This is a genomic window from Bradyrhizobium sp. 33ap4 (assembly GCF_032654765.1).
Classification (GTDB): Bacteria; Pseudomonadota; Alphaproteobacteria; order Rhizobiales; family Xanthobacteraceae; genus Bradyrhizobium; species Bradyrhizobium australafricanum.
The window spans coordinates 112,566-124,044 of the sequence record NZ_JAUMTJ010000007.1; the positions used below are offsets into that span (position 1 = coordinate 112,566).

General features: G+C 62.1%; 9 protein-coding genes. 6 read left to right on the forward strand and 3 right to left on the reverse strand.

The features are described 5' to 3' along the window. Positions 1–2 precede the first annotated feature (2 nt). Positions 3–524 carry a DNA mismatch endonuclease Vsr gene (locus tag Q2M23_RS07690; RefSeq protein ID WP_316395217.1) on the forward strand — a complete coding sequence of 174 codons (522 nt, stop codon included), beginning with the start codon at positions 3–5 and terminating at the stop codon, positions 522–524. Here the strand turns inward: Q2M23_RS07690 and Q2M23_RS07695 are convergent. Next, complete coding sequence (locus tag Q2M23_RS07695; RefSeq protein ID WP_316395219.1) at positions 433–1,587, reverse strand: DNA cytosine methyltransferase; 1,155 nt, start codon at positions 1,585–1,587, stop codon at positions 433–435. The genes Q2M23_RS07690 and Q2M23_RS07695 overlap by 92 nt on opposite strands. A gap of 1,089 nt (positions 1,588–2,676) precedes the next feature. Between Q2M23_RS07695 and Q2M23_RS07700 the strand changes: the two genes are divergently transcribed. From Q2M23_RS07700 to Q2M23_RS07710, 3 genes are all read left to right on the forward strand, one after another. After that, positions 2,677–3,354 carry a hypothetical protein gene (locus Q2M23_RS07700; protein ID WP_316395221.1) on the forward strand — a complete coding sequence of 226 codons (678 nt, stop codon included), beginning with the start codon at positions 2,677–2,679 and terminating at the stop codon, positions 3,352–3,354. 787 nt (positions 3,355–4,141) lie between these two features. Then, on the forward strand, positions 4,142–4,453 hold the full coding sequence (locus Q2M23_RS07705; protein WP_316395222.1) for a DUF736 domain-containing protein: 312 nt from the start codon (positions 4,142–4,144) through the stop codon (positions 4,451–4,453). 364 nt (positions 4,454–4,817) lie between these two features. After that, positions 4,818–6,008 carry a DUF932 domain-containing protein gene (locus Q2M23_RS07710; protein ID WP_316395265.1) on the forward strand — a complete coding sequence of 397 codons (1,191 nt, stop codon included), beginning with the start codon at positions 4,818–4,820 and terminating at the stop codon, positions 6,006–6,008. Positions 6,009–6,221: 213 nt separating this feature from the next. On the opposite strand, the gene Q2M23_RS07715 is transcribed toward Q2M23_RS07710, so the two are convergent. Next, a complete protein-coding gene (locus Q2M23_RS07715) occupies positions 6,222–6,503 on the reverse strand; it encodes a helix-turn-helix transcriptional regulator (RefSeq protein ID WP_316395223.1) in 282 nt (93 codons plus the stop codon). 110 nt (positions 6,504–6,613) lie between these two features. Between Q2M23_RS07715 and Q2M23_RS07720 the strand changes: the two genes are divergently transcribed. After that, the gene (locus tag Q2M23_RS07720; RefSeq protein ID WP_316395224.1) at positions 6,614–6,886 is read left to right on the forward strand and encodes a DUF2285 domain-containing protein; all 273 of its coding nucleotides are present in this window, start codon (positions 6,614–6,616) and stop codon (positions 6,884–6,886) included. Between the two features lie 1,140 nt (positions 6,887–8,026). On the opposite strand, the gene Q2M23_RS07725 is transcribed toward Q2M23_RS07720, so the two are convergent. Further along, positions 8,027–8,269, reverse strand: coding sequence for a transposase (locus Q2M23_RS07725; protein ID WP_316395225.1), 243 nt, complete (start codon positions 8,267–8,269; stop codon positions 8,027–8,029). 1,384 nt (positions 8,270–9,653) lie between these two features. Between Q2M23_RS07725 and Q2M23_RS07730 the strand changes: the two genes are divergently transcribed. Beyond that, positions 9,654–11,444, forward strand: coding sequence for a chloride channel protein (locus Q2M23_RS07730; protein WP_316395226.1), 1,791 nt, complete (start codon positions 9,654–9,656; stop codon positions 11,442–11,444). Positions 11,445–11,479: the final 35 nt, after the last annotated feature.

An 11,479-nucleotide genomic window follows, 5' to 3' on the forward strand; every position in this document is an offset into this window, starting at 1 on the left:
GGATGATCGATATTTTGAGCAAAGCCGAACGCAGTGCCCTTATGGGACGTATCCGCGGAGCGGACACGACGCCCGAGCGGATCGTCCGTCGTTTCCTGCACAGAAGTGGCTTTCGATATCGCCTTCATCCACGCGATCTTCCTGGACGGCCCGACATCGTACTTCCGAAACTGCGAACGGTGATCTTCGTGCATGGATGCTTCTGGCATCGGCATCGAGGTTGCAGGAAAGCCACTACTCCTTCGACCCGGAGAGCGTTCTGGCAAGCGAAGTTCAAAACCAATGTTGAGCGCGATCTGCGCAAGGCCAATGAGCTCGAGGCTCAAGGCTGGAGGACGATTACCGTCTGGGAGTGCGAGGTGACTGACGCAAACCTCGCGCGCCTGGTCGCGAAACTCAGAAAGCGCGCGAAGATGAACGCAAAGTCCTCTTCTAGGCGGCAATCCGGGGCACGAGATCTCGCCTCCCCGAATATCGGCCGAGGTCCATCAGGAAAGCCTGCTCGACGGACAACGGGCTCTTGACTACCCTTGAAAGAAATCCCGAAGCTGCTCTTGTGGATAGCGGAGCCGCGTCTAGGAAGCGGAATTCGGCGAGTGATGCGCGCTTGGGCTTGGCGGGGCCTTCGCGATCAAGCAATGCGTACACTGCTTTCTGATTGGGCCCGCCCCACGCCATGTTGTGCCGCTTCGAACTCTCCTGTTTCGGAAGCCCGATCCCACGAAGAGTTCCCTCGTTCATTGCAAGCATGCGTTTACCCACCCATGCTGCGATCGGTACGCTCACCGCGTTACCAATCAAGCGCCAGCGAACACGATCACCAAACTCCTCCGCAACCGGTGCTGTCCAGCCGGATTTGAAGCCTTGGAGCCGCTCAGCATCGAGAATGCCAGGCGAAAAGAATTCGTGCGTTTGGCGATCCCATATGGCTGGCGGTGACGGGATCGATAACCCGGAACCCCCCTTGAGAGGAGGGATGCTATCGCGTGTCCATCCGATTCCTCTGTTGCCTTCGGTCCAATAGAAACCGGTATGCCTCGACGCCTCTTCCTCAAGGTCTGCGCTGGCGCCGTCGTATAGGATTGCCGCAGGATCGCAGTCGAGCGCAGCGACGATGAATATTCTCCGCCGCCGCTGGGCGAGACCGAACTCGCGTGTGTTCAGTATCCTGTAAGCCCATCGATAGCCCAAGGCCTCCAGCTCCTGCACCACCATTCGGATGGCTTTGCCGCCCTGTAGGTGCAAGGCGAATGCAACATTCTCCAACAAGACAAACTGCGGCTTTCGGCGTGTAGCTGTCAGTGCCGCGAAGACGTGCTTGATGAGGTTGGATCGCGATCCTGTGATACCCGCCGTCATCCCAGCCTGGCTGAGATCTTGGCACGGCCACCCGGCAGTGAGCACCTCGCAAATCGGCAGCGAGCCCAGCCGGTCAACGCTCTTCCGATAGCGAATGTCGCCGAAATGCTCTTTCAAAACGGCGCGGGCTGCCGAATCGTTGTCGCAGACCATTACGGTCTCGATGCCCGCCCGGCCAAACCCCACATCAAAACCGCCAATTCCTGTAAATAGACTGCAATGCCGCACGTCTTCCGGAGCTCCGACTCTGTATTGTGCTGCTAGTTAGCAGGTTCTCGGTCAAAACTCGAGGAGATTTTCATCGTTAAGCCCTTTCATATTCCGATCGCGTTTTGCAAGCGGAGTTCACAGCATGGCGGCCTACGAATGACCTTGGTGAGGTGACACTAGCGACTCGCGCGAGAGGATCATCGACCATCAAGTTGATATTCGGAAGAACAAGATGGCTTGAACTGCTCGCGAACTTCCTGCCTTGAGTTTCGCGCTTGGAAACAGAGTGTGCGACGAGAGAGGGAGCCAAAACAGGTGGGCAAGAACTGAAGAGACGGTTTCCCATGCTACGGGTCAGAATTTACGGCGCTCAAACGATGCCCCGGGAAGAGATTTCGCCGTCAGACACTTGACGCGCGCGCGGCGATTGCCGCACCGGACCCTCGTAAACCGAGCCGCGCACCGTCTCGGCCGACAGACTTCGATCCCTCGCGCAACATCATGTGTCGCTCGCCGGAGGCACTCGCTCGCGGGCCCCGCCGTCATTGCATTCCGGCGTCGCTATCACTGTCCCGCGTTCGGGTGCCTTCTTGACCGGTCTCGCGACTGCACTCGGTCCCGGGTCCCGCCGCTACGCGTCGGCGCTATGCTGACCCTCGCGGGTGCCTCTTTTGATTCTCTCACCCTTGCCTCTTGTTTCATCTTTGCGGGGCTGCGCAGCATTCTCAGGGTTGAGATCTATAGGACGCCCTTCGCGCCGCTCGGATAGGCGCCGGCAGACGCCGGCGCTGACCCGGGGTGGTCTCTCCGGTCTCTGTTCTTATTCCTCGACCGTCAGAACGATTGCCGTGCGCCGTGTGCCGAAGCGCTCTTCGACCGGTTCCGCGGGCGGGCAATCCCGCTCCGCCCGGGGCGCCCGAACTTGCTACCCAATTCGGCCGGCGGGCAGGGCGAGCAGGGACTCGCCCTGCGCACATGGTCTGCCGCCCCTGTCAAGTATTGTGCGGTGCGAAAAGAGACGAATATGGCCCGCCTTGCTGGAGGAAGACCTACTTCAAGCGTGTAATTTCGCAATTACATAACCGACCGGATACATGGAGATTGGAAATGGACGCCGTAACCGGTGCGACCGCCACCAAGGTCCTCGATACGTTCAAATCGTTGCCAACGTGGTTGTTGTTAGGGCTTTCCGGCGCCTTACTCTTGATTTGGTTCTCGCCGTCTATCCTGGCCTCGTTGCCCGTGGATCTGCAGTTGGCGATGCCGGCTGCACTGGTGCCGGTGTTGGTCTTGACCATCTGCAATGTGTTGGGCTGGTGTGTCACGCACCTCGTCGAGCGCCAAATGAAGGCACGGGACCGAGACCGCGAGCGTCTACTTCACCTCTATCGTCCGCTCATCTCTCTCTTCCTGACACGTCACATCACTGTCAGTACCGGCGCTGCATCGCCTTACCTGCGGCACCGGATGGAAAATGCATGGGATGCGCTGACTTCATCGGGGCGGCGCTGGCGGCGGGTGAAGCGTGCCTGGCGCGCACTGTTTGACAAGCAGATTTCGTCAAGCGCTGAGGTCGAATACGGCGGAGATTTTCCGCTGGACAAGATCATCGCGTTGGTGCGGGCTAACCTCCGCTACGCCGAGCCGGAGTTGCAGGACCTGATCAGCCACGCGGATCGCTCTCGCTATGAGGAGTATGACCGAGCGGCGATAACGGATGCCGAATATGCCCTGTTCGACCATATCAATCGCATGCACCGCCGGTTGTCGACCCGGGCCGGTTAGATCCCGATCATCAGATCCAAATTGCGCCTCTCTTCATGACTCTTCCGAATGGGGTCGATCGCACTCGGCAGTGCTTCCAGGCTTTCCCGTGACCGTCCGCTTCGCGGTGGCGAATCCGCTGCATCACGTTTTCAATCAGCCATTTTTCAATGAAGTGTGAGAGGTGAGCGGCGGTGTTCGCGGCGGGCATAGCGGCCCGCCATTGACTGGACCTCGGGTACTCTGATCCACCCGCCAACGGCAGCCAAGGGACGGCTGTGTCGTGCTCGTCAATCAGCAGCGAGCGAGAAGGCCGAATGCTGTGCTCGTGTAATGCCTAGAGCATTGAGATTGCGGTCTGCCGCATCGCTCCAGACGTAGCTTCGCCTCGGCACGCGGGACTGCGACGAGGGGCGCTGGCGTTTTCCGAGGGTGCGTCTTTCTTGGCATTCATGCGCTGATGTCAGCATGTGCCCGATCGATTTTACTCAAGTCCTTGTGCTGCGCCGGTGGCGGCCGTCATGGTCGTCTCCGTCGGTTCGTTCGTGGCGCGCGTCCAACGCAACCTCGAATGGGCTGATCAGGCCCGAGGGACGGCAAGAGCCTCGATCGCCTTCCCGCAACGGCTGCGCCTGCTTTTTTCCCCTTCCGCGAAGGGGCGGCATTCCTCGCGGGAGACAAAAAAGCGGGCTTGTCGCCGTCCTCCGCTGCGCTGCGGGCCTGAAGGCTGCGGGCCGATCGCTCCCCGGGCCAGGGATCGCCATCGAGGCCGCGATGGGCGCGGCCCGAGCAGCACGCGGAGACCACCATGGCTACCATCGGCACCTTCACCACTTCGGACAACGGCTACATCGGTTCGATCAAGACGCTGACGCTGAACATCAAGGCACGGTTCGCCGCATCCGAGAAGGACAACGACAAGGCGCCCGACTACCGCATATTCGCCGGTGTGACCGAGTTCGGCGCCGCCTGGAAGAAAACCGCCCGCGACAGCGACCGCGAATACCTCTCGGTCAAGCTCGACGATCCGAGCTTCCCGGCTCCGATCTACGCCTCGCTGGTGAAGGTCGAAGGCGACGAGGGCTTCACCCTCATCTGGTCCCGCCGCAGCGGCGACTGATCGTCGGCGATCATCGGCCCCGCCTCCTCGGAGGCGGGGCTTCTTCCGTTGCTTGTGCTGCCTTGAAGAAGAGCTGCTTTTCTTTGAAGAGATTGCTAAGGGCTTCGCCCTCGCGCGGGCAAGGGTGAAGCACGGCTCGCCGTGCCGGCCGGAGCGGTGTCCCCGGTCTTCCGCGCAGAGGATCTTCATGACGACGTCGTCGTCAGGCGCGTGCAGACGCGCAGCCTTCGGCGCGCCCTTGCCAGGCGGGTGATCCCCCTCCGCTTCGGCCGCCTTGCCCTTGCTACCCCAGGTCTCGCCGACGGGCAGGGTTGCAGCGCAGCGCTGCGCTTCAACCTCAGCCCGTAGGAGAACGACCATGAACATGATGACTTTGTCCCAAGGCCAACAGCCTGCGTCCGGCGGCTTTCGCGTGGATGTGTCGCGCGGCCAGCGGATCGGCCGCGTGTCGTCCGAGTGGTTTGCGCGACCGGATGACGAGCGGTATCTGAACCTGCCGGACCTTTATGAATCGGTGCGAGGACGGGCCGAGCGCGCGCAGACGCGAACGGTGGAAAGCAGGGCGATCCGGGTGGAGGCGAGCCGGGACAGTGCCGAGCGGCTGGCCCTGACAGTGCCGGGACGCGACGAGCCGGTGGCACCGACCCATTGGAGCTTTGGCCAGTTGTGTACGCTGGTCGGTGCGCCGACATCCTATCTGCGGCAGCTACCTGCGGCCCTGTCCGCCATCAACCTGCAACACGGCTTGCTGTCGCATCGCGCCGAGCTGGTGAAAACCCTGGAAACCGACAACGGGCGCGTTGAGCTTCGTGCTGTCACCGGGCCGGACTATGGCCGTATCTGGGATCATGAGTTGGTCGCAGCCGTCATGAAGATCGCGGGCAACGGCACGGGTGACACCCGGTGGAAGGTTCCGGGCGTGATGGACTGGGCGACCATGACCCACAATCCCTTTGTGGACGTGACCAAGGACACGACGACACTCTACGCCAGCGATCGCGACGTGTTCCTGTTTCTGGTCGACGATACCAACCCGATCGAGGCGGGACGCCTGCCGGATGGTTCACCGGATTTGTATTTCCGGGGATTTTATTGCTGGAACAGCGAAGTCGGCAGCAAGACGCTCGGAATTGCGAGCTTCTATCTCCGCGCCGTCTGCATGAACCGCAATCTCTGGGGCGTGGAGCATTTCGAGGAGATCACCATTCGCCATTCGAAATTTGCCGCACAACGCTTCGCCCATGAAGCAGCACCCGCATTGACCAGCTTTGCCAATTCCTCGCCCGCGCCGTTCGTCGCCGGGATCAAGGCGGCGCGGGAGCGGATTGTTGCCCGCACGGACGAAGATCGGGAGACCTTCCTCCGCAGAGGCGGGTTTTCCAAATCCGAGACCGCGAAAATCATCGAGATCGTTTTGGGTGCGGAAAACCGCAAGCCGGAAAGCATCTTTGATTTCGTGCAGGGCATTACCGCATTTGCGCGCGGCAAGGCTCATCAGGACACACGCCTTGAACTGGAAGGCAAGGCTAGGCGCTTGATGGAGCGCGCAATCTGAAGATATGGGCCGCGCAACCGGATGGCGGTTGTGCGGCCCCGTGCCTGGACGCCGCCACCGATCCGGCAAGCCGGATCGGCGGCGGCGACGCGAATCCGCGTCCGGTGCTCGCCGGGCCTCCGGCCCGGCTCGCGATAACAAAGGCACGAATTAGAAAAAGTGGAACGCTTGGCGTCTAGCCACCCCCAAGATGGCTGGAAGAGCCGCGAACAGTTACTGCTTCTTGCGATTCGGTCGAATCGGCTTGCGGCCCTTGGGTAACGTCTTGGGTGTCGTCGCTCCTTTAGGCGGCTGAAGGAAGAATTCTGACAACTGAACACCCAGGGTTTCAGCTAGTCGGTCGAGCAGATCAATCGTCGGGTTCTCCGATTGCCGTTCAAGGCCGCTCATGTATGAGCGATCGATTCCGGCATCGTATGCCAATTGCTCTTGCGGAATGCCGCGATCGACGCGGATCCGGCGGACATTCCAGGCCACAAGCGCACGAGCTTTCATGCGCAAAAGCAGCCATTCAGTAGGCCATAAAACCACTGGCTATAACCGACCTATTTAGATAGGTTGGTCCACCGGACAGGCTCAGGTTTCGATGAAGTAGCGCATGCCACATGACTAGACCGCCGCTGGACCCCGACGTCGCGGATGCAGCGCCGAATGAATCGGCGATGACGACCTATGACGAGCAGCATGTCGTCACGTACATCCGCCTTCTGCAGGCCGACAGCGAGGGCGCGGACTGGCGGGAAGTCGCTCGATTAGTGCTGCATATCGATCCAGAGCGTGAGCCGGACCGCGCACGGAACGCTTACGAGAGTCACCTCGCGCGCGCGAAGTGGATGACCGAACAGGGGCGTCTCCTACGCGGGGCGGGGTCGACCTAGAAGAAATTCGTCGACCAAAAGTTTGATTTAGCGATCGTCGTCTCCGGCCACCACGTGGTCATTCGGGAGACCACGCGGTGTCAAACCAGGGTCCTCCTGCGGCCCAATCGGTCGGAATTATTGCGCCACGATCCTTGTTTGCCGCGTGCAATGAGGCGGAAGCAATGGATGGGTTCGACTGGCGGTCGCCGGAACCCTGCAAGAGCCTTCGGGACCGCAGAGATCACCGACATCGAGGCGTCGGCCGGCACGCGGTGCTGCGCATCGGCGCAGTCGAAGTCTGGTCAACAGAACCGCCAAGCCGTGGCGCTCACTGCGTAGCCAAGTTGTCGTTCGACCGCGAACTTGACGCATGGGCATGCGCGGCGCGACAACCTTGGCGCGGCAGGAACGGGCGTGCGCCAGGTCCTTCCTTTCACGAGCTATCCAATTAGCGACGTGAGCAGTTGAGTGCGGCTCTTCTCGCGCCCGATGCAGAGCGCCGATAGTACATTTCGTGCCACCGCCGAAGCGCCGTTCGCCAGGAAGCCTATCCCGGATCGCGCCTGGAAGCGCACGAGCTGCAAGTCGGATCGTAGCCATGTCGTTCTGTGAGCCAAGGAGTTGAGTGTTATAGTTGTCTTCCTAAGACCGCTTGGCCTCCGACTTAGCGCGAATTTTCTCTCATGAACAAGCAGTCCGATGTACCGCTGGATGCCCGCGACTGCGGACGTCTGCCCGCGCCTGCCGTGATCGGTCGTGGTGACCGTGCGTTACGAGTGCATTCGATCTGCCATTCCTTTGTTCGATCGATTGCGGGACCATGCCTTCCTCCAGGCCAATATTTACGGGACCGGCGCGCGGTGGTGGTCCAAGGCGGCCACACGGGCGTCGCGCGGCAGCTTCACCACGGAGGGGGTGTGCGAGCACGACGGCATGCTGCGCGCGTTTGGGCGGTTATGCCGCGGCTCTTCGCTTGGACGGTCTGCAGCGGTCCGCTCTTGCGAAGAAACGGCGACGCTGCCGGCGGCGAGCTGCCACATCACCGCAGCCGGAGCGCTGCCGGCCGGCGCAACGACACGCGGTCCATCGGCTAGCTCGAGCGCGATCATGCTGCTCAGCGGCTGCACCAGATCGCGCAAGACAGCGAGCGCTAGGAGCTCATTGGCCGCACCGTCGCCGGACGTCACCGTCGCGGGGTTGCGGCGCCTTGCGGGCGGTCAGGCCGAACTCGACCAGCCAGCAGAACACCATGCTGGTAGCGACGCCATGGCTGCGGCAAACCTGCGCCACGCTGACGCCGGGCTTCTCCGTCTGCTGCACGATCGCCTGCTTCTGCTTGTTGCTGAACCGACGCCGGTTCCACTGACCGTCCACCGCTTCCGGCGTTTGGGTCGCGCGCAATTAGCAGCGCTGCTTGATTGAGCCCGGGCACTCGGATGACGCAACAATCGCCAGGCTGTCTCCTCGCCGGAGTCTTCGAGACGATCGCGCCAGATCCGCAGCGAATGGGCGAAAGGCCGAGTCGCCGCGGCATACTCGGCATGCCCATGCCGCTCCAGTTCATCGCCTCGAGATGCATGCTCAGAACGCTCGAAGCGCGATCGGACCGCAGTTCGTGCGCACGAATAGCGATAGCGCGAGGGCCTCTTGCGCCGCTTCGGCGGCCGCTTCTTGCGCTGACGTTCTGTCGTCGCGCGGCGCAAAATTCTGCAGCATTTCTGTCCGTTTTGCACAAATCTTCCGGACTCACCAGATGGCGCACCCAGCGCTCAAACGTCGCCATCGAAAGCTTGCGCCGGCCGCAATATTCCTCCGCATCCTGGTCGCCGCAGTACCAACTGTGAACGTGCAACGACCAGCAGGGGTTCGCCTTTGCCCATGAACGACGAGGCGCCATCGGAGATCCTCCACAGCAGCAGAGGACCCGAAATGGAACGAGAACACACCATCGAAGAGACGTGCAGGACTCGGACGCTTACCAAGGACGACCGAGCGATGGCGAGATAAAAGGGCGCACATTGCGCCTCGGTCGGTTTGTTGTGTTGTTTGGAGTTTTCCGCCTGCCGCGCAAGGTGCTCGCCTGGGCAGCAATGTGCGCGCTGCACGCAAGTCACTGACATTCCGCGATCTATTAAACATTACCGAGGTTGGCGATGGCTGAGGATCGTGAGTCCACACCCAGTCCGGCGGCATCTGCTCATCCACTTCGCAGCGGGCACGGTCCTCGTTCGTCGCCCACCTCAATTATCTCCACCGCGAAGGGGGACCGACGACACGGACAAGGCGCGGCTGTTCGGGCCGCAGACCGAGGACGTCGACGGCTGTGCCTTCGCGGAGCGTGCGAGAGCGACCGTCATCACTTCCGTTTCATCGTGTCGCCGAGGACGCGGCAGCCATGGCGGGCCTCAAGTCCTTCGCCCGCGAGCTGATGGCCAGGTGGCGAAGGATCTACTTGGCGGCTCGGGCTGGCTGGCAACCTGTTGATCGATCACCGGACCCAGAGGCGATGATGGCGCCTGCCTTACCGTCTGTCAGGACGATCACCCGGCCGATCAACTCCGGCCCCGGCAGCATGCAGTTCGCGGAGGATGCTATTTGGCTCGGCCGTATGGCATCAGGGGCCAGTGTTCGAGTACCAGCTTGGTCGGTCCATCAGCAATTGCACCCAGAAGGGGCAATTCCGATTCTCATTGACCTGTCCAGATTCGCGGAGCAGCCTGAAGCCCGATGGGCATCGCACATCCGGTCCGCTGAGCTTTCTCTGACAGGACCTTACAAGAGCCGAATGGTGTTGGCGATCCGCCACATTGTCCTGCGAAGAGCAACCAACAAATTGTTGGTTCGGGTGCGCGCGCTTTTGCGTCGCAACGAATTCTACCTGATCCCGCTGGCGCTCCTGGTAGGCCTCATGGCAGGTGCCATTGTCACGCTGATGAGCGAGGTCGCCCAGATCGCCCATGTCCTGATCTACGGGATCCCGGTCGACGTCCGCCTCAGCGCCCATGACCATATCAACCCGTGGGCGGCGCTGAGCGCCCCCGCGGTCGGAGGGCTCGCGCTCGGGATCATGGAGTGGTCGCGGCGGCGCCTGAAGATATCGAGCGCGGTCGACCCGATCGAGGCCAACGCGCTGCGCGGTGGACATCTCTCGCTCCGCGACAGCGTGGTGGTCTCGAGCCAGACCCTGATCTCCAACGGCTGCGGCGCCTCGGTCGGGCTCGAGGCGGGCTACACCCAGATCGGCTCGGGCGTCGCCTCCCTGCTCGGCCAGTTCCTCAATTTGAGGCGCGCCGACCTCCGCCTGATCGTCGGCTGCGGCGCGGCCGCCGCGATCGCGGCGGCGTTCGGCGCCCCGATCACCGGCGCGTTCTATGCCTATGAGCTGATCGTCGGCGTTTACTCGGTGGCGAGTGCAGCCCCCATTCTCGCCGCGTCGCTGTCGGGCGCGCTCGCCGCGCAATGGTTCGGCGGCTCGCCCTATTTGCTGGAAGTTCCGAGCGTCGGCACGGTCAGCGTCGAGCAATATCTTGCTCTGATCGTGCTGGCGTTGATCGCCGGTGGTGTCGGAATTCTGGTGATGCGAAGCTCCGTTCTGTTCGAGCGCTTGTTCACACAATCCTGGCTTCCGCTCTGGATCAGGCCGGCGATCGGCGGAATTTGCGTCGGCGCGCTGGCGATCGTCACGCCGCAGGTGCTCGCCGCCGGCCACGGCGCGATGGTGCTCGACATGCACCACGAGATGGCGGCGGGCCTGATTGCGACGATCATCGTGCTGAAGCTTGCCGCCTGCATGATCTCGCTCGCCTCCGGCTTCCGCGGCGGTCTCTTTTTCGCCTCGCTGTTCGTCGGCAGCCTGCTCGGAAAATTGTTCGCCGCGCTGGTGATCCTCGCCAGCCCGAAGCTCGGAATTGATCCCTTGGTCGGCATGCTCACGGGCATGGCGACGCTCGGCGTCGCCATCGTCGGCGGTCCGCTGACGATGTCGTTCCTGGTGCTGGAGTTGACACGCAGCGTCGACGTCACCGCCGTTGTGCTGGCTGGCTGCATCGTCACCAGCATCTGCGTCCGCTTCATGTTCGGCCATTCGTTCTCGACCTGGCGCCTGCACCTGCGCGGGGAGACCATCCGAAGTGCCAACGACGTCGGCTGGCTGCGCAACCTGTCGGTGGAGCGGATGATGCGCAGCGACGTCGCCAAGGCGCCATCGACCTCGACCATCGCGGCCTGCCGCCGCGAGTTCCCCTTGAGCTCGCTGCAGGCGATCGTGGTCGTCAACGACGCCGACGAATATTGCGGACTGGTGCTGCTTCCAGAACTTTATTCCGTCGAGCTCGATGCCATCGCGGACGACATCCAGGTGGTGGAGCTCGCGCGCTATTTCGACGACGTGCTGCTGCCCGAGATGAACGTGAAGACCGCGATGGCCGTGTTCGACAAGGCGGAGGCGGATCTTCTGGCCGTGGTCGAATCCGCCGACAGCCGCAAGGTGATCGGCTATTTGCCCGAGTCGCTCGCGCGCCGCCGCTATGTCGAAGAGATCGACCGAGCAACCGGTGGCGTGCTCGGGGCAGTGTGAACAGTCTTAGCAGGGGGATCACCGGACCGGCAGCA